The sequence below is a fragment of the Leptolyngbya sp. Cla-17 genome (assembly GCF_016807185.1).
Lineage (GTDB): Bacteria > Cyanobacteriota > Cyanobacteriia > Leptolyngbyales > Leptolyngbyaceae > ULC077BIN1.
Genome location: NZ_JAEVYN010000002.1, coordinates 2,102,245 through 2,125,256 on the forward strand (window position 1 = coordinate 2,102,245; position 23,012 = coordinate 2,125,256).

Genomic DNA, 23,012 nt, shown 5'->3' on the forward strand with positions numbered 1-23,012 from the left:
AGAAAAGGATGATTCACATTAAATCAGGGATGGCATGACTATTTCTCCTCAGCTAAATGCAGTATATCGCCGGGTTCTCTCTCTACATCAGCAGAGTGATGAATTGCCAGCCGCTTACCAAAAAATCTTGGCAGAGGGATTTGAGGAACTCCAAGCCGTTTTAGAAGAGTTGCAAACTTCAGAAGAGGAAGTGCGCGCTCAAAGTGAAGCATTGATTCAGGCGTACCAAACTATTGAGATAGAACGCCAGCGCTATCAAGATCTATTTGAGTTTGCACCCGATGGATACTTGGTCACCGACCGGGCTGGAAAAATTCAAGAAGCCAATCAAGTCATGGCTCAGATGCTAAAGGTGTCGCAGGAATTTTTGGTCGGTAAGCCGCTGTTGATGTTTATTGAACAGGGCGATCGCTTTAAATTTCACATCAAACTCGATGAATTACGGCTGATAGACAAGATTCAAAACTGGGAAGTTCGTCTACGTTCAAAGTTTTGTCTGCCTTTTGATGCAGCGCTAACGGTTTCTGCGGTTTGCGATTTTACCGATGAGTTGATCAACCTGCGGTGGGCGGTGCGCGACATCACTGAGCACAAACAGCTACAGCGATTCACAGAATGGCTCAACGTTGAGCTAGAAACACGGGTGCAAGAGCGCACCGCTCAATTGCAGCAGTCTTTTCATTTTGAAGCGGGTCTCAAACGAATCACCGATAAGGTGCGGGATAGTTTAGATGAAAGCCATATTTTACAAGCAGCAGTCCAGGAGTTAACCCTCGTGCTTGGCTTAGTTTGCTGCGATACAGCGGTATATGATATCGACTTAGCCACTTCCACCATTCTCTACGAGTTCACCACGGCCGACGAACTGACATCGCCCTCGGCTTTAGGCGAAGTGGTTTCAATGTCAACCTTGCAAGAAAACTACTATCAGCTTTTACAGGGAAGCTATTTTCAGTTCTGTGAGATTGATACCCACTCAGTGCGTCCTTACGCAATCTTGGCTCATCCAATCTTTGATGATCAGGGCGTATTGGGTGATCTGTGGCTCTTTAAGCAGCGACAAGATACGTTTAGTGAGTTAGAAATTCGACTAGTGCAGCAGGTGGCAAATCAATGCGCGATCGCGATTCGTCAAGCTCGGCTCTATCAAGCATCTCAAGCTCAAATTGAGGAATTGCAAAAACTCGATTGCCTCAAAGATGATTTCCTTAGCACCATCTCTCATGAACTGCGATCGCCCATTGCCAATGTAAAAATGGCAGCCCAGATGTTGAAACTTGCCCTCGCTCAAGACCGCAGTTCCACATCCGCACCATCAAATGGGGAAAACCGGATTAACCAGTACCTCAAAATTTTGGAAGCAGAGTGCGATCGTGAAATTAAGTTGGTCAACGATCTGCTCGATTTGCAACGCTTTCAGACAGTACAGCAGCCCTTAGTTTTGGAAACTATTCAGCTACAGCAATGGTTGCCTAACTTAATCGCACCCTTACAAGGATTAATGGAAGCCCGTCAACAAACGCTTCAGTTAATCCTTGCCTTCAACTTACCGCCCTTACTATCCAATGCAGCCAGTTTAGAACGCATTTTAGAGGAGCTATTAAATAACGCTTACAAATACACGCCTCAAGGTGGCAACATCACTATCATGGTTCAAACTCAAGCTGACTCAACGCAAATAAAAATTAGCAACACAAGCGCAGAGATTGCGCCTGATCAACTTACCCGCATTTTTGAAAAGTTTTACCGGATTCCCAGTTCTGATCCGTGGAAGCAAAGCGGCACTGGCTTAGGATTGGCTCTTGTGCAACATTTGACCCATCAATTGGGCGGCACCATTGCCGTTCAGCAGACTATAGGACAACTTCACTTTATTGTTGATCTACCCCATCGGTAAGGGTCAATAGATGAAAGATCAGTAGATGTTGAGATCGCCTGCTGCTTGCTGAACGCCGCAAAAGCCATCAAACTTTTGAAAAATCTGTTGGATTTCGGCAAGGTCAACATAGCAATCAGCCGCTGCAATTAAAGTGCTATTGGTCATCGATCGCAACCCAACAATTTCCACCCGAACACCCCGGGCGGCAATGGCATTCACAACATAAGCAAAATCTCCGTCGCCGCTCACCAAAACAGCAGTATCGCAGTAGGGGGACAAATTCATCATATCTACCGCTATCTCTACATCCAAATTGGCTTTTTTGCCATTCCGTGAACAGGGTTCCAAATTTTTAGTAACCACACGAAAACCGTTATGACCCATCCAGCGGAGGAACCCATGCTGTCGTTCATTGTCAGGATCACAGCCCGTATAGAAAAATACATGCACAAGATTATCCTGTGCCGTTAAATAATGCAGCAGTTTGGCGTAATCGACCTCAATGCAAAGTTGCGCTGCTGCATAAAACAGATTCGCACCATCAATAAAAACGATGACTCGACCCCGCTTACCGTAGTTAGGCATCCCATGGTGAACAGCAGGCAACGGAGCCGTGGCTTTGCCGTGATCTGGAATATCTGTAAAGCCTGGTTGCTCAAGCTTCCTCGGACCTGTTGCTATATTATTTTTCTGAGAGATTATTTTATCCACTGCTGGCTGACCCCTAAAATTTAGTAATGTCGTCTAATAAAATTTTGTTTATGAAGCTTTTGCTTAGGAAACGTTGTAATTTGGTTGAGCTTGAAGCTCTTCACTGCTTAGACGACCACTCCGAACGCGATTGATTAAAACAACGGTAGACTAGAGCCGTGTCTATACTTCTAAGTAAGCTTCTGGTATCCCTTCAAACACCAGCCGCTCACCTGGAAAACGACCCGCTCAAAATACCCATTCGGATTATCTTCAATCTGAATCATTTCAATCTGATGACTACGATTGATATAACAACCTACTTGGTCAATCAAGTTAGCTGGCAACGCATCTAGTAAACACATTTAGTATTTGAGTCACCGATGTGACTAAATTTTTGAGTAGTACTAATATGGCATCTTGTTGTTGTTGAACCTGTTTGAATACGAGTTTGAGTTGTGTATAAGTTGTATAAGTTCTATAAAATCCTCCAAAAGACATAGCTGATGGATTGTTCTTTTATTTAGAAAGATGCAAGTTATCTACGATCGCTTTCGCTATTGTTAAGAACAGTTAAGATAGTTGCAAGCGATAAATCTGCGGAGTATCTATGACCAAAATTCAAGAAAATGCGGATTGGACCAGCAGCCTTGGTGATGAAACGGCAGTGCTTCTCAACGAGGTATATCCCCGTGCAAAATAAGTCAAGATCAGATTTATGGACAGGTCCTCTGGTTGCCGCAGTTATTATCTCTCTTTGGGTTAGCAGCCTAGTCATTTCTTTATCAGCTGATCTCACCCAATGGACGCTACTGTCAATTGTGCCTGCTGTCTTAGGGCGAACTTTTATTCAAACCGGACTATTTATTGTTGTCCATGACGCAATCCATGGCAGTGTATTTCCCAAAAGCCGCCTATGGAACCATCGGATTGGCAATCTTGCAATTACATTGTATGGTTTTCTGCCTTACGAGAAGTTGGCCTTGAACCATTGGAAGCATCATCGTTCTCCAGGTCAACCAGATGACCCCGATTTTCATGATGGCGTCCATCGTGGCTTCCTTGCCTGGTACATCAAGTTTATGACAGACGAATATGTAGACGCTGAACTACGGCGCAAGCTGTTGCTATATATGGCGATCGCGTTTGTGAGCCTGAGATTTGGACTACAGGTTTCTGGTTTGAACCTATTCTTATTTTGGCTTTTGCCGCTGATTCTCAGCTCCCTACAGCTATTCTATTTTGGAACGTATCTACCCCATAGATCGAGCAATAATTATGATAGTCACAATTCTCACAATGCTGTGAGTAGCAACTTTCCTACAATTGTTTCCTTCTTCACCTGCTACCACTTTGGCTATCACTGGGAGCATCACGAGTATCCTGACATTGCTTGGTATAAGTTGCCACAGGCTCACCACAGCAGACAGCATCAAGCAAAAGCAGCGATCGCCAATTCAGCATCCTGATACTGACTTTTCCCATACTCTGCCAACGTGGATGCGGTCAACATGAGACTAAACAGCCACCAATTGGGTCATTTCTTCTTTTAATGTTGCTGCCAGCTCTGCATCAATCGCTTGCCATTGTGGATTCGTTGCTTTTCCTGCTTTCCACTGAAATGAAACCTGGCTAAACCCGCTGCACTTTGGTCTATCGATATCAGCAGGGCAATGCTCGATCCAAACTAAGCGATCGGGATTTAACTGGAACTTCTGCACAATCTGGATCGCCAGTTGTTCAATTTTGTAGGGAAAAAACCATCCGGTTTCGCAGCCCATATCAGACACTACAACGATGTCTTGCCCACGTTTTGAGCGAAAAATTTGCAAATAGCATCGTAAGTGCCAAGTGCCAAAGTTTTGTCCAGGAACAACACACTGATAGGACTGATCGACGATTTTCATGCTAAATCCCTGAAAATAAAAAACGATTAATTTATTAGACAGTTAACAGTAAAACGCTTGATTTAAGCAGTTAGTAAGGCATGTTTTTGAGCTAAAAGACTGAGTTCTCGTCCTAATGCTGTGGATGTTAAACGAGCACCTTGATCATATAGAGGCATTTCCTGCCAGCAGCTTCGGCAAAACCAATACACTTGATGCTGGCGAACGTGGCGCAACATGGAATGAGAACAGCAAGGGCAGTCGTTCATGGAAATTCCTTAGATAGACCGGACGAGGATTGAAAGATACAGAAAAGATTGAGCAATCTTTCAAATCCAACGACTTCAATATATTTGGGAATTATGGAGAAAGTTTGGAGAACGATAAGAATTTGACTAAGTTTTTTTGCGAACAATGTCGAAGTGTTGTGGCTTCTAATCATTGCAGGGCTTGAGCAATTTGCCGAACCAGATCAACTGCATTAAACGGCTTAAAAATAACTAACACCACCCCCAAGTTTGGTAAGCGGTCAGTGTTGAGCAGATAGCTGTGAGCCGTTAATAACACTACTGGAATCGGTTGGGTTGTCGGATTAGAGTGCAAATCCTGCAAAACGGCAAACCCATCCATTTCGGGCATCATCACATCCAAAACGATCGCGTCTGGTTTTTCAGTTTTAGCTTGGCGCAATGCCTCTTTCCCAGAAGCTGCCGTTCGCACATCCCAGTGACCTAAATACTGCAAGCAGGCTGCTACCACTTCTCGAATCGCAGCGTCGTCATCCACAACTAAAATTTGCTTAACAGTCACATCAAACACTCCAACTGTTTGCTCTCAACCAATCTGATCAGATTGGAATAGCCTGCAACCTTGCTAGGAGTAGGGCAAAAGACACTACTCCCACAGTAGGAACTCAAGCAGTGGCTATAGAATAAGCAAAAAATATGGAGAAAGTTTGCAGAAACCATCCTAAGTTGTAAAGAAGCGTTAAGTTGCGGATGAATTTACCGATTAGTTCCAGCCTAGTAGTTGACTAATTTCTTTTGAGATCTGGATTGGATCAAAGGGTTTAACAATCAATCCTGCAACTCCTAACTGTTTGTACTGTAACTGCTCATTGGGTTGAACTTTTGCAGTCAGAAAAATAACTGGAATTGAAGCGGTCTGGGGTTGGCGCTGAAGGTGTTGCAAAATTTCGAGACCATTCATTCCAGGCATTGAAACATCTAGCAAGATGGCATCGGGCCTCTCGGAGATCGCGGCTTGAATGGCTTCCTCTCCAGAGCCAGCGACCATCACCTCCCATTGGGCAAGCTTTACTAGACACATTCGCACCACTTCACGAATCCGTTCTTCATCATCCACAACCAAAATTCGTTTACTTGTCATGGCAGTTTCCACCCGATTTTATCCAAGGTAACCAAATTGGTAAGGCAAAACCCACCAAAGAGAACTATTCAGGCTGCAAAGGCAACGTAAAGAAAAATGTGCTGCCTTGCCCCCACACACTTTCCACCCAGATTTGACCGCTATGCTGCTGCACAATCGATTTGCAAATTGCCAGCCCTAAACCCGTGCCGCCTTTATCGCGAGAATCTGAAGCATCCACCTGCTGAAAACGACCGAAAATACTCTCCAAGTTATCTGTTGGAATGCCACGGCCTTGGTCGGTGACTGAGAAAAGAATGGATGCAGGCGAAGTATTAGGGTGTTCACAAATGTCCGTAGGACTTTGGAGCGCTGGGGTGGTGGGGTATGGCGATTCTGCCTTAAGCCAAACGGTGCTGTTTGGAGAAAATTTGATGGCATTGCTGAGCAGGTTGGTAAAAGTTTGAATAATGCGATCGGGGGCAACCCAAATCTGTACCGATAAGGGCTGCACTATAAGCTGCACGTTTGCCTCTTGAGCGCTGCTTTCCATGACAGCGATCGCCCTTTGCATCAAGTCTGCGACATCGCACCATTCTCGTACTAGAGACAATCTGCCCGTCTCCAATTTCTCCAAATCCAAAATGTCGTTAACCAATCGCACCAGCCGTTCTGTGTCGATCGAAGCAATCTCAATCATCCGTTTCATGGCAACGGGTTCATCGTCCATCACGCCAGTTGCCAATAAACCCAGCGAGCCTCGAATAGAAGTTAAAGGAGTTCGCAATTCATGACTGACAATGGAGATAAATTCATCCTTGAGTTTCTCAACCGCTTGCCGTTGGGTGACATCTTCGCCAATGCTGGTCACGCCAATCACCTCGCCTTTCGGGTTCCGCAGCAGCGTAATGCTCCAGTTGATAATCTTTTGTTCTCCTGATTTAATCAGAATTTTGTTTTGAGCGGAGGGGTAAAATTCTTGCTTGAGATTGTCTTGAAATAGTTGTCGCTGTCTCTGCACACGATCAGCGGGAATAAATAAATCAAACCAGTTTTGACCCAGCACTTCGCTTTCGGTATGACCCGTCAATTTAAGAAAGAAAGGATTGGCTGCATGGATTGTGCCAACAGTATCTAAGCTAATGACTGCCAGATTTGTGCTTTCAAACAGCGATCGCCAGCGGCGTTCGGCTTCTCGCAACCCTGCTTCTGTTTGCTTGCGCTCTTGCAGTTCAATTTGCAGTTGGCTATAGAGTTCGGATTGCTGAATGGCGATCGCCAGTTGGCTAGCAATCTGCTGAGATAAGTCGATCTCCCAGGCTTGCCACTGACGAGACGCGGCATTTTGATAAATCGCCAGCAACCCCCACAGCATCTCTCCTGAAAAAATAGGGGCGATCGTGTAAGCTCTTGCCTGAAACTGCTCCAACAGTTCAATATGGCAAGGGCGCAACCCAAATGTGTAGATATCTTCGACCACAAAGGTTTCGTGATTTTGGAAGCGTCCTCCTTCCGTATCTTGTAGATAGGTGTCTTCCCACACTTTTTGAATATCGGTTTCCACGAGGGGCATCCACTCCGTCCCAACGGACTCGGCAACAAAAGTTCCATTCCAATCTGAATCAAATCGATAAACTGCTACTCGATCTGCCTGTAATAGTTGCCTCACCTCAGTCACAGCCGTATTGAGAATGACGTTAAGCTCCAGCGGTTGACGAATGGCTTGAGTAATCCGCCAAAGCAACTGCTCTTGTTTCGCTTGCTGCTGTAGGGCTGCTTCTGCCCGTTTGCGCACGATTTCGTCACGCTTTGCTTCACTGATGTCGTTGTTGATTTCCAACACCTTCATCGGTCTACCCATCTCATCTTTTTGCAATGCCCAGCGGCTATCGACTGTGATCAGTGAACCGTTTTTGTGAGCCTGAGTTAGTTCACCTTCCCAATAGCTTTGGTTTAGAAACTCGGCTTTGATATCAATCAAAGGACAAGGAAACTGAGTTTGCAACAATGCATGAGTTTCTTGACCTAAGGCTTCTGCTTTTGTCCAACCATACATATATTCAGCACCCTCATTCCAAAACGTGATGATGTCGTTCAGGTCATGGGTAATGATGCTATCGTGCGCCAAATCGAGCAGTTGTGCCTGCTCTTGCAGGATCAGTTGGGTTTGATGTCTCGCCAGTAGGGTTGCCAATAGGCGATCGTTGACTTGGGTCAGCTCAGCCGTGCGCTCTGCAACTCGCTGCTCTAATTCTATATTCAACTGTTGCAGGGCATATTCTGCTTGTTTGCGAGATCCAAGCTCAGTGTGGACTTGTTCAAACAAGGAAGATTGTTGAATGGCAATGCCGACCTGAGCCGCTATTTGTCGCAATAAATCAATTTCGGATGGCTGCCATGAACGCGGAATTGCACAATGATGGGCAACCAACAGCCCCCAGAGATCGTTGCCCTGCGAAATAGGAACGACTAAATTTGCCCTCACTCCAAACCTCACCAGCAGTTCAAGATGGCAAGGACTAATGTCGGCGGCATAAATATCAGATTTTGCCGTAATAAGCCCGTCCTTAAAGGGTTTGACGTAGGTTTCCCCAATGCAGGGGTCGTAGATTTGAGTTGCTAAAATGGCTCGTTCGGGGGCATTAACTGACTCAACTAAGACTGTACCGCTCCAGTTGGAAGCAAATTGAAAAATAATCACACGATCGGTTTGAAGATACTGCCGCACTTCATCCACTGTCGTTTGGAGAATATCTTGCAAATTAAGCGATCGCCGGATGCGTTGAGTAATCTCCATTACAAGGCGCTGCTGCTCAACTTGCTGCCTCAGCGCTTCCAAGGTCAGGTGAGTTTGACTCCGCAAATCTGCCACCTGACGGAGCAAATTTCCTTGCTGAATCACACTGTGGAGCGCTAGCTGCAACGACTCTGCCGTTAAGGTTGCTTTGTTTAAATAGTGCCGTGCCTCCTGAATTGCCTGTGCCGTATGTGCTTCACCATCCGTTAAAACAACTACAGGTGCAATCAAGGATTCATATTGCTCTAAAGCTTGCAAAAACTGCAATTCAGTCATGTCTGGCAGGAGAGTATCCAGCAAAATTGCGTCCGGTTGGGCAGTACGAAACTGGGCTACACCATCCGTTCCTGTTGCTGCTTCTAGCACGGTGTAAGGATCGCGATCGCCTTGCAGCAGATAGCGACGCAGCAGTTCCCGGTCTGCTGAACGGTCTTGCACAATTAAAATAGTGTGGGCTGCTTGAGTCATGCCATCTCCTCTACATCATGCAGCTGATTCATGAAAGCGGCTGTAAATTGCTGGCGGCGAATTTGCTCTGGTTGTAAACGATTGAGTACACGAGCAATCAACTCTGGTTCTAGAATCGGCTTGCGGATGTAGTCATCGCCTCCGGCTGAAAATGCTTGGACGAGAGTCTTTTCATCTTGATGCGCGGTTAGAAAAAGAATGGGCAGGTCACCCCATTGTGGGTCATTTCGGACAACCTGACAAAGTTCAATTCCGCTTAATCCCGGCATTTCTACATCTAAAATGAGTAGATTAGGAGCCGAATCGATTAGGGTTTCCCAAAAGCGTTGGGGTTCAATCAGAGGGGTTACTTGCAATCCCCACGGTGAGAGCATCAGCGAGACTCGGTGTAGAATCACCGGATCATCATCGACAATCAGCACTTTTCCAGCGATCGCTGGCTGGGGTCGCAATCCCTGTGCTTTGGTTTGCTGCAAGGTCGCTTGAATTGCCTGAAAGATTTGGGCGGAAGCAATGGGTTTTTGCAAAAATGCCTGGATTCCTAAGCGAGCGGCGGCGACTCGATCTGAAAGATGATCTCGTGCAGTATACACTAGCACCGGAAGCTGGGGATGTTGATGTCTGAGAGTTTCCAGCCAGGTTAAACCATTTTCATTACTATCCGCAAAGGTGAGATCGAGTAACACTACATCCGGTATGGTGTACTCTACAATCCGTTGGGCTTCCGCCAAATTAACAGCGGCTTCTAACTGAAACGATCGCCCGTTTGCCTCGGCCTTTAAGCGATCAGTCAATATCTGATCATCATCAACTACCAACACGAACGGCAATGGCATAGCGAGATCGGTTGACTGCGCGATCGCCCCTTGAGCAGCCTGTGCCAACTGTGGTTCTCGCTGAAGTTCTTGTTTTAGAGCCGTCACCAGTTGCGCGATTTGGTTAATTGCCGCCGCTTGTAACTGAGGCTCAGACGGTTGTAATAAGCCTTCAATTTGTCTAGCGATCGCAGACCCCTGCGGAAACCCATAGACACCCAACGACCCAACTAATTTGTGAACAGTTTGTTTTGCGGTTTGCTGCAAGTCATCCGTCAAACGACCACTCTCTAAAGCCACAATCACTTGTTCCAGCACAGCAATCTGGTCATCAAACGAATCTTTGAACCGCTCCCACAGCTCCAGCAGCATCGACTCAGCGGCTTCAGTTGCAACCTTGTGTGCATCTGAGGATAATGCGTCTAGGTGGGTGGGCGTAGGCGTTTTAAGAGATCGGAAGCGATATCCAAAGCCATAAATTGTTTCAATCAAATCTTGATTGGCTCCGGCTGCCTTTAGCTTTTGTCGAATCGCTTTAACATGGCTGCTGATTGCGCTCTCAGTCGGTGATTCATCTAACTCCCACAGGCGATCAATCAGGACTGCGCGACTAAAAATCCGCTGAGGATGCAGTAGCAGTAATTCTAAAATCCCGTACTCCTTAGGCGTTAGGCGGAGTGCTTGCTGCCCATAGCGAATTTCATTAATTGCACAGTCAATTTGCAAATCTCCATAGGTAACGGTAGAAGGAGTCGCTGTTCTGCCACGTCGCAACAAAGCTCGAATCCGCGCCAGCAGTTCTGAGGTATTAAACGGCTTAATCATGTAGTCATCTGCGCCAGCGTCTAAACCCACCACGCGATCGGTTGCTCTATCCTTTGCCGTTAGCAGCAAAATTGGCACCTGAGATCCTCTAGCGCGCAGCCGCTTGCAAACGCTGATTCCATCGACTTCAGGAATACCAACATCCAATAACACCAAGTCATATTCAAACTGCTCTACTAAATCCATCGCAGATTGCCCATCTGCCGCTGTTTCAACCACATGATGAGCACTCACTGCGCTTTCAAGCAGGGCACAAGTTGCTTGATCATCCTCTACTAATAAAATTTTCACAGTTTCACTGACAGATAGAGAGAGGATAAATAAAAACCTATTCAGTTTAGGCAATTAATCTTTGCACCAATTCAATGCATGTGTTAAGAAAGACTACGTTTTTTTTCAAATTTATGCATTCCGTTCCATAAAATTTCTCTAAGGGCAATCTCATAAGTAAGGTTCTTAATTTTACTCGCTGCCCTATGCATGCTCTTAACTACAAACTTGATAAATCTATCCTAGATGCTGATGGTCGTTACTTAGACTCTCAAGAGCTTTACCCGTTAGAATCCTATATTCAAAGCTATACGACTCGACTGAGTGCCTATCGACACTTACAGGAACACGGCGAAAAACTAGTAATTTTAGCTCTACGAAAACTTGCCCAGCTCTATCCAGAATTAATTCAGCAGCATGGACCTCGTTGTAAATACGATATGACGGAGGTTTTGCGCTACATTGCGTTGTCAATTCTGCGAGATGACGAACGTTTGTTTAAGGAACAAATGCTGGGCTGGCTAGATACGATTTTGCTGGCCCATAAGCGAAACGTGCATTGTAGGCAGGCCTATCAAAACTTGCAAGAGGCGATCGCGGCTAACTTTGTAGCGGCAGAAACAGGGTTAATCCGTCCCTACTTGGAATTAATGCTGCACACCCTCGAATCTCACGCTTGAGCTTCTTTCACCTTTTGTCAGGAGGTGTTTCGACCTCGCTCAACACCTCCTATAAGATTGCTCCTTATCGGCCGGACCTAGCTCTCCAAACCCCAGTGTTTTCTCAAGTTCATTCAACATTTGAGGATATTTTAATGACCTTCACCCAACCTACTACAACTAATCACTCTTCCTCCTTGAAGGATCGTGAGATTGCACTACACCAAATCTATCAACAAATTTTAGAACGGCAGCCCTATGGGTGCGAACGAACCCTATTAGCCACTATTGAAAAAGACTTTTTAACGAATAAGATTGGCGTTAAGCGCTTTGTGAAAGAGTTTGGGCAGTCAGAGCCTTACCTCAATACTTTCTACTACACCACTTCCAATCTGAAGTTTCTAGAGCTATGTTTTAAGCATTTTCTTGGACGCGCTCCTCAACACCATGCGGAGATTAGAGTCCACTTTGACCGATTGGTCCATAAAGGGGTGAAGCAATTGATTTTAGATCTTGTGGATTCCGAGGAGTATCTCAAAGCTTTTGGTTGCTTCACTGTTCCTCATCCGCGTCAGCCCAATTGCTATCTATCGCCCAATGTTTATTTAGAATCTAATTTGCTCAATGAAGAACAGATTGGTCGGCGTGGGCGATCGCTGCCCACGCTCTACTGGCGACAGCTAGGGCTTCACTGTGATTCAGGTGTTTGCCACCTTCCTGAAACCTACGAAGATATTCAAACTACAATGGCTCAGGAAGATTTGTCGCAGGTTTTCAAGCTTTTGCAATATGCCCCTGCTGAACAGGTTTTAACAACACTCTCTCCCCAGCAAAAGGCAGTACTGCGGCAAGCCATCATCAAGTCTACTTAATATCTATTTGCTATCTATATACAACCCCAAACGGAAGTCGTTCCAGTAAAGTGATCGCTTTCGCTGGGTCACCCTAATAGCAATTGATTCGTAATCGATCTCAAACGGGCGTTACAGGAGGGGCAATATAGTATCGCGTGAATTAATTCTTAGCCGACTCTGGTTTTATTAGCTGACCGTGCAATTCAGCCTTGACGGTTTCCGGCAAGACCCTACCCACCGAGGTCATAATCTTTGTCATCAATGACCCTGCAATAATCTCGTCCTTGCCTGCCATCAGTGCTTCAAAGCCCTGCTTGGCAACTTGGGCGGGGTCATCCTTCGGACTTACCGATGCTATTGTGTCATCCATGTCTGCCCGGTCAAAAAAGTTGGTATCGGTTGGTCCAGGCATCAGGGCAGTCACGCTCACGCCTGTATCTTTCAACTCGTTCCGCAACCCTTGCGAGAAGGAGTGCAAAAACGCTTTGGAGGCGGCATAAACGCTATAGAACGGGCCTGGCATCAGGGCAGCGATCGATGCCGTGATGAGAACCTTGCCATTACCACGAGCAACCATATCCTTCACCACCCGTTTAGCCAGATGCACAGATGACACGATATTCAGGTTAATTAGGTTGAGTTCGTCTTGCAGGTCGTTCTGAATAAAAGCGCCGTTAACACCAACCCCTGCATTGATAGCGATCGCCTCCACAGGTCGTCCGGTCGCCTTGATTTGGTCGTAAAGGGTCTCAACGCCCTCATACGTAGCAAGATCTACTTGCACGGTTTTAACATCAGCGCCCAGGGCCTCAAAGGCTGGAGCCGCCTCATCAATGCTTGAACCTGTCGATGTTATCAGCAGATCGAAACCATTTTGAGCAAACTGTTTGGCGAGTTCGTAGCCAATGCCACTAGAGGCACCTGTGATGACAGCCAAAGGACGGGTTGATGAACTATTCATAGATTGCTTCTCTTTGTTAAATTAACAGGCTTAGCTTTGATCAGAATATGGAAAAGTGAATAAGGCTTCTGGCGTAAATCGTTGCCACAGTTAACGCACTGGGGCTATTACGGGCATTTTTGGGCGAAGTTTATCGAGCGGTGGTGCATTGAAAGCAGCTAACTTACTTAGTACGGCTTCTCTTTACGCATCTGGTATCGATGCGGTTTCAACTGACGATGATGGCGGTAGGCTATCAAGGGCGATCGCCACTCCTCCAGCACCAGTCAATGAGATGAATCCTCTTCTCGATATTTATGATTAATTCACTGCAATCAATCTTAACAAAAGCTGAAAGCTTCTTGCTCTCTATCGTTAGAGAGAATCTACTTGAATTACTAGACGCTTAAAGGAAAGAGCGGCACTAAGTTTGGATGCAAGAATTTTGACGTTGCCAGTAAAACTAACTCGTCTTGCTCAAGCGACTTTCGAGTCAATTCCTGCACCACCGAACGTTGAGAAACAGTTGAAAAACAAGGTTTGTGAGTTTTCTTTGCAGTTTTATTTAATAGTGGTTGATGCGGCTGTGCTGCACTGTAGCATTTGATGCTGATCGCTCTCACTTAAACTTGGGCGAGGAATGTGAATACTGAAGGTCGTTCCGGCCCCAGGGGTAGATATACATAGCAGTTGCCCCCGATGCTTTTCTACAACAATATGATAGCTAATTGACAGCCCTAGCCCCGTACCTTTACCAACTGGCTTAGTGGTAAAAAAGGTATCAAAAATTCGCTGCTGCACTTCGTTTGACATTCCCGGACCATTGTCAGAAATGTGAATGGTTACATAGTTGCGATCGCTCACTTCAGTACGAATTTTGATGGTACTTGGTTGGCCCTGGAGCGATCCAGTCGGTGTCTGTTTAGAGTCATCTAGTGCATCGATCGAATTAACTAAGATATTCATAAATACTTGATTGAGCTGTCCAGCAAAGCATTCAACCAACGGTAAATTGCCGTACTCTTTGATGATTTCAATAGCAGGGCGATCAGGGCTAGCTTTCAGCTTGTGCTGCAAAATCAAGAGCGTGCTGTCAATCCCTTCGTGCAGATCAACGGGTTTAAACGCTGCCTCGTCCACCCTAGAGAAATTTCGTAGTGATAGCACAATTTGCCGGATGCGATCAGCTCCTACTTTCATCGAACTCAACATTTTGGGCAGATCTTCGACGAGAAACTCTAAGTCAATTGTTTCTGCCGCCGCTTGAATAACCGGATTGGGTTGGGAGTGCTGCTGTTGATACAGCTCTAGCATATGCAGCAGATCGCTCACGTACTCATTCGTATGGGTCAAGTTTCCGTAGATGAAGTTAACTGGATTGTTAATTTCGTGAGCAATGCCAGCAGCGAGTTGCCCTAGGCTAGACATCTTTTCGGTCTGAACTAGTTGCGCTTGGGTTTGCTTTAGGTTGTGTAATGCCTGTTCAAGCTGCTGGGCTTGTTGTTGGAGTTGGCTTTCTGACTGCTGAAGCGCTATATTTTTTTGCTCTAATGCTTGAGAGTGGGTGTGCAAGTTTGTGTAGAGGTTGGCATTTTCGATTGAAATAGCGACCTGAGAAGTTAACAACCGCAAAACTTCTAAGCGATTGGGAGTAAACGCCCCAATGGTGAGATTGTTTTCTAAATACAAAACCCCTGCTAACTTACCTTGATGGATGATTGGCATACAGAGAATTGATTTAGCTTGATGTAAGAGAACGTAGGGATCTGCGGTGAATGTCCCTTCGTTTGCGGCATCATATAACACTAAGTCTTCTTTTGTCCGTTTCACATAGTGAATGAGAGCGATCGGCAAAGTTTGGCTTGTTTCTAGTGCGATCGCGTCTACTAACTTTAATTCTGTTTGTTCAACTGATCCCTCCGCCACCACCATTGAACGCCCTGCTTGCTCCAACACTAAGGCACCGCGCTGCGCTCCGGCATTTTCAATCACAATTTGCATTAATGTATCTAGCAAATTGTTGAGACGAATTTCGCTCGACAGTGCTTGGGAGGCTTTGATAACCGTTGTTAAGTCGAGTGCCGCAGCTACTCCTGTCGTAGAACGATTGGATGTGACATCAAATTGGTTAGATTCTCTAGTTTCCCCTTGAAAAAACTGTGAAAATCTAGCTTTCAAGTCTTTCGCTTTACCTCTAGCAGCACACTTGCAGTAAAGGTTATAAGCTTCCTCAAAGTGTCCTTTGGCAGTGGCATAGCCTTCTAGACAATACAGTTCTCCCAAATACTCATTTGCCAGAGCTTCTAGCAAGACATATTCGTGTGCTCTAGCATGCCAAATGGTCTTTAAATAGTAAATGGTTGCCTTTTCAGGGTCTGAGTCAACGCGGGCTAGTTCTGCTTCAACGAGTGAGTAATACGAGTAGAAATTATCAGGAGTTAGCTTTGCCCAAGAGTCCAATCGTTTCAGGTTAGATTCTAGCTTTGTGCGATAGTTTTGCTTGTCTTTAATATCTGTAGTCCAGTGGTAGAGACGAGCACAACAAATTGCATAGTAATGATATAGCAGAACATGGAATAAGAGGTTTCCGGCAGCACCCGCTACAAAAATGGGTTCGATGTATTGGAAGTTTTCAAACCCAGTCTGGTAGTCGCCAAAGAGTGTATTCATGCTAGCCATTTCAGCTAGGGACTCACAAGCATCTGTATAGTTTCCTTCTGATTGATAGCTTTTAATAATCGCATTCATGTCGATTGGGTCAACCGGAATATCCATCAATTGATGATGGAGCGATCGCCGAATCCTTGCTTGACCCAACTCTAAGGGCACATATTCTTTGCAAAAATCATGCCAGACTTTGCACTGTTCAGCAATATAAACATAGTCTTTACCTTGCACCAAACTGGCAATATATTTCCCCATTAGGGCGTAGCTAGAGTACTGCAAATCGCCATTGTTTTGACAAAGCAAAAAGGTTTCATGGAGCCGCTTTTCAGTCAGTTCAATGGGATGCTTCCAGCTTAAGCACATTTCATAGGTCAGCATTTGCGTGCGACCTTTGACATATAAGTCGTGAAAGCGATCGGCGAGGGTCAACGATAGTTCGCCATAGCTAAATGAGAGTTGCGACTCTCCTCGCAAACCAGTAATCACCCCAAACCAGGCAAGCGCCATACTCGATTGAGGTGTAATGCCAAAATCAAGAATTCGTCGGACACTTCTACTAATAATCAACTCTAGAATGTCTGGATAAGCGAAGTAAGAGCTAAAAATCGCTCGTTCGTAGAGACGAGCAATCAGAATTTCTTGCTCTCCAGCTTTTTCAAGTGCTTTAAACTGTTGAATATTTTCTGGTCGTCGCAGTTCTACCTTTAACGTTTCTGCTTCTTGTTGAGCAGTTTCAATATCGGTAGGAACATCAATGCCGAATAGTCGTAGTCCTTTGGTTGCTTCTAAATAAGACTCGGCAGCCTGACCCGCAGATTGAAGCACCTCGCTATACTTTTCATAGCATTTTGCCTTCTCGTGCTGGGTTTTCACTTGTTCAATCAGAGACTCAAAAGCATTGCTGGCGGCATCAATATCACTAGAAATTGCCAGCAATTCTGCATAGTTTAGCCCTAAATCATAAGCAGTTTCATAGTGGTTTTGCCAGCAGTTTTTGGGTAAAAGCTGGGTTGCCGTCGCGAAATAGTTTAGGGCAGATTCGTAAGCACTCGATGCTTTGGCTTTTTTTCCTGCTGTGAGGTTAAGCGTTGCTAGATGATAGCGCTCAACGGGATCGGTCATTAAAGCTTGACCAATATTAATCTGATTAACAATATCAAAGATTTTTTCGTCCAGCTCTGTAGCAGAGGTGCTGTTGAGCAGTAGCCGCCCAATGTTGAGGTGAATGGCTTGTTTATCAGTATCAGGAATGAGGGTATAAGCAGACTGCTGGACTCGATCGTGGAGAAACTTATAACAAACAGGAAACTCTGGCTTGACCAGAAAGTCACTGCCACTCTGAGCAGATGCTTGAACGACTTTGAATCGATCGTCGATCGCCAAAATCAGCGATTCCTGAACAGCCCTCCAAAGCGCGATCGCGGTAACAGACTGCGATCGCTGATAAACAACAGCTAGTGTTTTCAAGTCGAATCGATTACCAATGCAGGCAGCAAGTTGCAAAACATGCTGGGTTTCAGATGACAACTTCTGCATCTTTTTCGTCATCAGTTCGACCACATTGTCGGTTGACTGCATGTCTCTGATGGCATCCAAGTCCCACTGCCAACCACCCCGGTCCCAGTCAAACTGAAGCAAGTCTTCTTCGTAGATAGCCTGGAGAAATTGATTGACGAAAAAGGGATTGCCACCAGTCTTTTGAAACAGCAGTGCGGCTAACGGCTCAACTTTTTTAGCGGTGCAGCTGAGTGTATCTTGAACCAATTGCTTCAAATGGCTCAGTTCCAGCGGCTTCAGCAGAATTTCGCTAACGGTTGCTCCGGCTCGTTTAATTTGCTCGATCGTCAACGTCAGGGGATGAGTAGAACTGACCTCATTATCTCGATAAGACCCAAGTAGGAGTAAATATTGGGTCGTTGGGTCAGTGACTAACAACTGCAATAGTTTTAGGGTCGCGGCATCCGCCCATTGCAAATCGTCCAGAAAGAGTGCGAGCGGATGATCAACACTGGCAAGGACGCGAACAAAATCTCGAAAAACCAAGTTAAAGCGGTTTTGGGCATCGGCGGGTGCTAGGGGCTTGAGCGCAGGCTGTTGCCCGACGATGAGTTCCACTTCAGGGATCACGTCGATCATGACCTGTCCATTTGCGCCAAATGCGGCTGACAGCTTTTCTTTCCACAGGGCGACGTTGGCTTCACTTTCACTTAAAAGCTGCCGGATCAGTTCTTGAAATGCTTGAATCAAGGAGGCGTAGGGAATATCTCGCTTGAACTGGTCGAATTTGCCCGAAATAAAATAGCCTCGCTGCCGCAAAATTGGCTTATGAATTTCATTGACCAGTGCAGATTTGCCAATTCCAGAGTAGCCGGATACGAGCATTAATTCCGTGCTACCGTGACTGACCCGTTCAAACACGGTTAGCAGATCGGCGACCTGCTGTGTCCGACCATACAGCTTTTGGGGGATATGAAATTGTCCAGATATATCCTGCTGCCCCAACTCAAACGGTTCGACCTTGCCCGTCGTTTGTAGCTGTAATAAACAAGTGGCTAAATCGGCTTTCAGTCCTAGGGCACTTTGGTAGCGGTTTTCGGCTGCTTTCTGGAGCAGTTTCATCACAATGTCAGAAACAGCGGCAGGAATGGCGGCGTTAACCTCGATCGCTGCGATCGGTGCTTTTGCGAGATGGCAATGTACTAATTCCATCGGGTCGGTTGCTAAAAACGGCAATTGCCCAGTCAGCATTTCGTAAAGGGTGACACCTAAGGAGTAAAAGTCAGTGCGATAGTCGATCGCGCGGTTCATTCGTCCCGTTTGTTCGGGAGACAGGTATGCCAATGTCCCTTCCAACAGACTGAAGTGATTGATTGAGGGATTTTCTCTAGGCAACAAGGAAGCAATGCCAAAATCGGCAATCTTTGACTGCCCAGAGTGGGCATTCATAATAATGTTTCTGGGATTAATATCTTTATGAATAATATGGCGCTTGTGGAGTTCGCCGAGGGTTTCTGCTACCTGAAGGGCGATCTTGAGTACTTCTTGAAGGGGAAGGGTTGCGGTAGTCATGATGTCCTTCAAAGCGCAACCCCCAAAGTCTTCCATAACTAGAGATAGCGTGTGGTGTTCGCGTTCTAGAGCATAGGGTTTGACAATGCCGGGTAAGTCCAAGCCTCTAGCAATGTCATATTCATGCTTAAGTGTGGCTAAGGCTTCTGGCGTTGGGCGATCGCTACTGAACGTTTTAATAATCACAGGGCTGCTATCACCGATTCTCAGTCCTCGATAGATGATGGTTCGAGTGCCTTGATAAAGGGTTTCTAATATTGAATAGCCTGCAATACAGGTCGTCATACGTTCACACGATGGGGTTGACATGACTAGCTTTCCCATCCCAACCGAAGCATGAACAAATCCAGCCAATTCTTGAGCATTTTGGCGGATGCGTTGCAAATCTTTTTATGTGGACAAAAAGATAAATAGAGAAACTAAACAAAGGATTGAAAGCGAAAGGATGATGCCGCTTGAGAATCTCCGCCAGACCGCCCCACGCGTTATTTGCGGGTGAGGATGCCAGCCGGACGAAATCGCAACACTAGTATCGCCAATGCAAACACAATGGTTTGGGCAAACTCTTGACTGGAAAAGAGCGCAAATAGAGTCTCCGAGCCGCCAATTAAAAAGCTACCAATTAAGGTGCCGCCCAAAATTTGCCCCACTCCGCCAACGGTCACTACAAAAAAAGACCGAACCAGATAAATATTGCCAATGTAGGGATCAACGCTGAGGGTCGGACTAAGCAAGGCACCAGCGAACCCCGCTAGGCAGGCACCGGCAACGAACACCCCTTTATACATCAGTCCAATGTTTAAGCCTAATAAACTCGCCACCTCACGGTTTTGAATCATGGCGCGAATTTTGATACCTAAAGTGGTGCGATATAAGACGATCGCGCTGCCACCAATCACCATCAGAGAAACCGCTGCAATCAGCGATCGATAGGCTGGCAGCACCACTTGCCCAATCGTCAAGCTGCCGGGTAAGGGATTCACCACACTCCGCAAATCGGTGCCAAAGACAATTTTGATCAGTTCTGTTGTGACCAAGAAAAAGCCCCAGGTAATCAGCAATGTCTCCACCGGGCGATCGTAAAAGTAGCGGATCAGCGTGTGTTCTAAGATTAAACCCACCAATCCCACGCCCAGGGTCGCTAGCAGCACTGCCAAAAAAAAGGGCACATGCCCTAACGATGTGGCGGCCCAAGTGAAATAGGCTCCCAGCGTGAGCAGAGCACCGTGCCCCATATTGATTACGCCAATCAGACCAAAGATGATTGCCAAGCCAAATGCTGCCAACGCCAGAATCAGGGTGAGGGAAAGCACATCCACGAAAATGCTGATGACTGAGTTCATGCAGTGAAGGAAAAGTGTGAGTATGGGCACCCGCAGAGGCAGAGCCTATGGCCGTTGAGCGGTGGCGCGATCGCCCCACAATGACTGTAAAGCTCTGCTCCTACGCGATCGTTAATAGTGCAGCTCTGCAATGTTAGGTTCTAAGCAAGCGGTAGCTTACACCGGGCAGGCTGGGGTTCCACTGCCTGAAATGATTGCACCTCTTCAAACATATCGTTCACACTGGTCCAGCCTGCCCGTACCTTCATCAAGTAAGACGGCAAAACCAATTGATGATCGTCTGCTCGCATGGTGACTTTGCCTTGAGGCGCATCGTCAAACGTCATGCCTTTCAGCCCTTCTCGAATCGCATCCGTATTGACTGCACCCGATTTTTGAATGGCTTTAGCAACCATGTGTGCGGCGTTATACATCCCCACTCCAACGGTGTTCATCAGCGCCGCCTGACCAAACTTGGCTCGAAATTTCTCCAGAAAGGCTTTATTGTTAGGCTCTTTGATAGTCATAAAGTAGTCAAAACTGACATAGGTTCCAGCAGACACCTCTGGACCTAGACCACTGGTAACGACTTCCTCATCGTCCACTGTCCATAGCACTACGTCTTTATTCATGCCTGCTGCGTGCATTTGCTTGCGGAAGTTCACCGTATCGCTGCCCGTCAAGCTATGAAAGACGATATCCGGCTTGGCAGCACGGATATCTCGCAGTACTGATTCATATTGTGGAGTGTTGAACGGGATGTAAACCTCACCCACAACACTGCCGCCCAGTTCTTTCAGTTTTTGTTTTGTCACTTGATTAGTCACTCTTGGCCAAGCATAGTCTGAACCAATCATGAAAAACTTTTTGCCGAACGTTGTGATCATATATTCCAGGTGGGGCCACACCTGCTGGGTCGGTTCGGGACCGAACATAAACATATTTTTGTTGCAAACGCCCGGATAGTATTCTTTCTCCTGACCTTCGTACCAGGTTGGGTAGAGCAGAATTTTATTAGCACTGGCGACCACAGGTCCGGCAGCATTGCGCTCAGCGCTGCTAAATGTGCCTGCCAGAAAATCAACGTTGTCTTGGCGAATGAGGCGATTGGCTTGCTCAACCACAATCCGGGGTTCGGTTTTGGAGTCGCCTTCCACTACTTCCAGTTTGCGTCCCAGCACGCCTCCAGCCGCATTGATTTCATCTACCGCCATTTTAAAGCCGGAGAGATGGGCTTTGCCGTAGACGGTCCAGGCTCCGGTCAAGGGAGAAATGACCCCAATTTTAATGGGAGGTCCGTCGGAGCCTGTACTAGGAGAACTACTTGTATTGGGTTCATTGGGCTTGGAGCAGGATGCTGCTGTTGCTGCCGTTGCACTTGCCAGTAGTGCATATCTCAAAGCACTGCGGCGGGAGATTAGAGAATTCCAAGGCTGTTGAGAGTTGCTCATTTGTTCCTCGCGGGTTGAAAGGGAATAGTGGTTGATTGAGCGCGCATTAATACCAACCAGGAGTGGTCTTTGTGCCTAGCATTTCGTCGTAAACATCAGTGCGGCGATCGCGCAATACCTGGTTATACTCGTTCCAGTTCCGCTTGCGACGAGCATCTGCCAGATTCACTTCGGCATAAATGATTTCCTCCTGATCGGGGCTAGCGGGTCCAGCAATGGGCCAGCCGGTATAGCTAACAATCACGCTCTGACCGTTAAAGAGCTGTCCTCGCTCCACGCCGACGCGATCGGCCGCCGCAACAAAGACGGAGTTTGAGTGAGCTGCTGCCATTGTCAAAATCGTTGCCATCGCTTCTCGCTTTTGGTCTTGCCCTGGAATGGGCACCCAGTTAGTTGGAACGCAAATGATGTCGGCTCCTTGGAGCGCACAGAGGCGGTAGCTTTCGGGAAACCAACCGTCATAGCAAATAAAGCTGCCAATGCGTCCGATTTCAGTTTTAAACACAGGAAACCCTAAATTTCCGGGTTCAAAAAACAGATTTTCTTCATTCCACAAATGCACCTTACGAAACGTGCCGATGTAGCCTGCTGGACCGATAATCACCGCTGAATTGTAAAGGGTTGAGCCGTCCTGCTCATTGATACCAGCTACCACATATACCTTCAGTTCAGCAGCAACTTCTGCCCATGCCTGACAGGTCGATCCCGCTGGAATTGCTTCAGATAAGGCAAAGGCTTCCTCCCGATCTTTAAAGACATAGCCAGAGTTACACAATTCTGGTAACACAATTAAGTTTGCGCCCTGAGTTGCTGCTTGCCGAATCAAGTCGATGCTATGAGCCACATTTTTAGCTTTCTCACCCACGATCGGCTCCATCTGGATACAGGCAACCTTAATCACACTCTCATTTCGCCCTGTTCGATGATCCATATTCTTTCTCGACAATAAATCTGAGATCACACTAGAGGCGATGCCTATCAATCATTTAACGATACTCTTGATGCAATCTATCAAGCACCTGAGAGTTTACTTTCGATTTTTGATTGCGAGG

18 protein-coding genes are annotated in these 23,012 nt (G+C 46.4%); 4 read left to right on the forward strand and 14 right to left on the reverse strand.

The window, feature by feature from the left end; translation table 11 throughout:
- Nucleotides 1-34: 34 nt before the first annotated feature.
- Nucleotides 35-1,897 (forward strand): ATP-binding protein, encoded by a 1,863-nt coding sequence (locus JOY44_RS20580; RefSeq protein WP_171575399.1) that lies wholly within the window; start codon nucleotides 35-37, stop codon nucleotides 1,895-1,897.
- A gap of 18 nt (nucleotides 1,898-1,915) precedes the next feature.
- Here JOY44_RS20580 and JOY44_RS20585 read toward each other — a convergent pair whose 3' ends face one another.
- Both JOY44_RS20585 and JOY44_RS32905 read right to left on the reverse strand, forming a co-directional pair.
- A complete protein-coding gene (locus JOY44_RS20585) occupies nucleotides 1,916-2,590 on the reverse strand; it encodes an NYN domain-containing protein (protein ID WP_197985616.1) in 675 nt (224 codons plus the stop codon).
- A gap of 170 nt (nucleotides 2,591-2,760) precedes the next feature.
- Nucleotides 2,761-2,934 carry a DUF1830 domain-containing protein gene (locus JOY44_RS32905; protein WP_171575400.1) on the reverse strand — a complete coding sequence of 58 codons (174 nt, stop codon included), beginning with the start codon at nucleotides 2,932-2,934 and terminating at the stop codon, nucleotides 2,761-2,763.
- 327 nt (nucleotides 2,935-3,261) lie between these two features.
- Here JOY44_RS32905 and JOY44_RS20595 point away from each other — a divergent pair, with 327 nt between their 5' ends.
- A complete protein-coding gene (locus JOY44_RS20595) occupies nucleotides 3,262-4,038 on the forward strand; it encodes a fatty acid desaturase (RefSeq protein ID WP_197985617.1) in 777 nt (258 codons plus the stop codon).
- A gap of 48 nt (nucleotides 4,039-4,086) precedes the next feature.
- Here JOY44_RS20595 and JOY44_RS20600 read toward each other — a convergent pair whose 3' ends face one another.
- The 6 genes from JOY44_RS20600 to JOY44_RS20625 form a co-directional block, all read right to left on the reverse strand.
- Nucleotides 4,087-4,476: a hypothetical protein gene (locus tag JOY44_RS20600; RefSeq protein WP_171575401.1), complete on the reverse strand. Its 390-nt coding sequence runs from the start codon at nucleotides 4,474-4,476 to the stop codon at nucleotides 4,087-4,089.
- 62 nt (nucleotides 4,477-4,538) lie between these two features.
- A complete protein-coding gene (locus JOY44_RS20605) occupies nucleotides 4,539-4,724 on the reverse strand; it encodes a hypothetical protein (protein ID WP_171575402.1) in 186 nt (61 codons plus the stop codon).
- Nucleotides 4,725-4,893: 169 nt separating this feature from the next.
- Nucleotides 4,894-5,265 (reverse strand): response regulator, encoded by a 372-nt coding sequence (locus JOY44_RS20610; RefSeq protein WP_171575403.1) that lies wholly within the window; start codon nucleotides 5,263-5,265, stop codon nucleotides 4,894-4,896.
- A gap of 201 nt (nucleotides 5,266-5,466) precedes the next feature.
- Nucleotides 5,467-5,844, reverse strand: coding sequence for a response regulator (locus JOY44_RS20615; protein ID WP_171575404.1), 378 nt, complete (start codon nucleotides 5,842-5,844; stop codon nucleotides 5,467-5,469).
- Nucleotides 5,845-5,908: 64 nt separating this feature from the next.
- Nucleotides 5,909-9,088, reverse strand: a complete 3,180-nt coding sequence (locus JOY44_RS20620) for a GAF domain-containing protein (RefSeq protein WP_171575405.1) — start codon at nucleotides 9,086-9,088, stop codon at nucleotides 5,909-5,911.
- Entirely contained in the window at nucleotides 9,085-11,019 is a 1,935-nt protein-coding gene (locus tag JOY44_RS20625) for a response regulator (protein ID WP_171575406.1), read from the reverse strand. Before JOY44_RS20625 ends, JOY44_RS20620 begins: the two co-directional genes overlap by 4 nt.
- Nucleotides 11,020-11,204: 185 nt before the next feature.
- Here JOY44_RS20625 and JOY44_RS20630 point away from each other — a divergent pair, with 185 nt between their 5' ends.
- Together JOY44_RS20630 and JOY44_RS20635 are read left to right on the forward strand one after the other, a co-directional pair.
- Nucleotides 11,205-11,678: a phycobilisome protein gene (locus JOY44_RS20630; RefSeq protein WP_171575407.1), complete on the forward strand. Its 474-nt coding sequence runs from the start codon at nucleotides 11,205-11,207 to the stop codon at nucleotides 11,676-11,678.
- Nucleotides 11,679-11,812: 134 nt separating this feature from the next.
- On the forward strand, nucleotides 11,813-12,529 hold the full coding sequence (locus JOY44_RS20635) for a phycobilisome rod-core linker polypeptide (protein ID WP_171575408.1): 717 nt from the start codon (nucleotides 11,813-11,815) through the stop codon (nucleotides 12,527-12,529).
- A 142-nt stretch (nucleotides 12,530-12,671) separates the two neighbouring features.
- Here the strand turns inward: JOY44_RS20635 and JOY44_RS20640 are convergent, their stop codons facing one another.
- From JOY44_RS20640 to JOY44_RS20665, 6 genes are all read right to left on the reverse strand, one after another.
- On the reverse strand, nucleotides 12,672-13,472 hold the full coding sequence (locus JOY44_RS20640; protein WP_171575409.1) for an SDR family NAD(P)-dependent oxidoreductase: 801 nt from the start codon (nucleotides 13,470-13,472) through the stop codon (nucleotides 12,672-12,674).
- 183 nt (nucleotides 13,473-13,655) lie between these two features.
- The gene (locus tag JOY44_RS32910) at nucleotides 13,656-13,742 is read right to left on the reverse strand and encodes a hypothetical protein (protein WP_415881130.1); all 87 of its coding nucleotides are present in this window, start codon (nucleotides 13,740-13,742) and stop codon (nucleotides 13,656-13,658) included.
- 270 nt (nucleotides 13,743-14,012) lie between these two features.
- The gene (locus JOY44_RS20650) at nucleotides 14,013-19,571 is read right to left on the reverse strand and encodes an ATP-binding sensor histidine kinase (protein ID WP_171575410.1); all 5,559 of its coding nucleotides are present in this window, start codon (nucleotides 19,569-19,571) and stop codon (nucleotides 14,013-14,015) included.
- A 101-nt stretch (nucleotides 19,572-19,672) separates the two neighbouring features.
- The gene (locus JOY44_RS20655; protein WP_171575411.1) at nucleotides 19,673-20,530 is read right to left on the reverse strand and encodes a branched-chain amino acid ABC transporter permease; all 858 of its coding nucleotides are present in this window, start codon (nucleotides 20,528-20,530) and stop codon (nucleotides 19,673-19,675) included.
- Between the two features lie 140 nt (nucleotides 20,531-20,670).
- Nucleotides 20,671-21,960 (reverse strand): substrate-binding protein, encoded by a 1,290-nt coding sequence (locus JOY44_RS20660; protein WP_171575412.1) that lies wholly within the window; start codon nucleotides 21,958-21,960, stop codon nucleotides 20,671-20,673.
- A 46-nt stretch (nucleotides 21,961-22,006) separates the two neighbouring features.
- Nucleotides 22,007-22,891 (reverse strand): nitrilase family protein, encoded by an 885-nt coding sequence (locus tag JOY44_RS20665; RefSeq protein ID WP_171575413.1) that lies wholly within the window; start codon nucleotides 22,889-22,891, stop codon nucleotides 22,007-22,009.
- Nucleotides 22,892-23,012 lie beyond the last annotated feature (121 nt).

Coding starts and splice junctions, on each gene's coding strand:
- JOY44_RS20630 (WP_171575407.1), top strand. CDS start 11,205: ATGCATGCTCTTAACTACAAACTTGATAAATCTATCCTAGATGCTGAT.
- JOY44_RS20615 (WP_171575404.1), bottom strand. CDS start 5,844: ATGACAAGTAAACGAATTTTGGTTGTGGATGATGAAGAACGGATTCGT.
- JOY44_RS20665 (WP_171575413.1), bottom strand. CDS start 22,891: ATGGATCATCGAACAGGGCGAAATGAGAGTGTGATTAAGGTTGCCTGT.
- JOY44_RS20640 (WP_171575409.1), bottom strand. CDS start 13,472: ATGAATAGTTCATCAACCCGTCCTTTGGCTGTCATCACAGGTGCCTCT.
- JOY44_RS20655 (WP_171575411.1), bottom strand. CDS start 20,530: ATGAACTCAGTCATCAGCATTTTCGTGGATGTGCTTTCCCTCACCCTG.
- JOY44_RS20580 (WP_171575399.1), top strand. CDS start 35: ATGACTATTTCTCCTCAGCTAAATGCAGTATATCGCCGGGTTCTCTCT.
- JOY44_RS20635 (WP_171575408.1), top strand. CDS start 11,813: ATGACCTTCACCCAACCTACTACAACTAATCACTCTTCCTCCTTGAAG.
- JOY44_RS20605 (WP_171575402.1), bottom strand. CDS start 4,724: ATGAACGACTGCCCTTGCTGTTCTCATTCCATGTTGCGCCACGTTCGC.
- JOY44_RS20600 (WP_171575401.1), bottom strand. CDS start 4,476: ATGAAAATCGTCGATCAGTCCTATCAGTGTGTTGTTCCTGGACAAAAC.
- JOY44_RS32905 (WP_171575400.1), bottom strand. CDS start 2,934: ATGTGTTTACTAGATGCGTTGCCAGCTAACTTGATTGACCAAGTAGGT.
- JOY44_RS20660 (WP_171575412.1), bottom strand. CDS start 21,960: ATGAGCAACTCTCAACAGCCTTGGAATTCTCTAATCTCCCGCCGCAGT.
- JOY44_RS20620 (WP_171575405.1), bottom strand. CDS start 9,088: ATGACTCAAGCAGCCCACACTATTTTAATTGTGCAAGACCGTTCAGCA.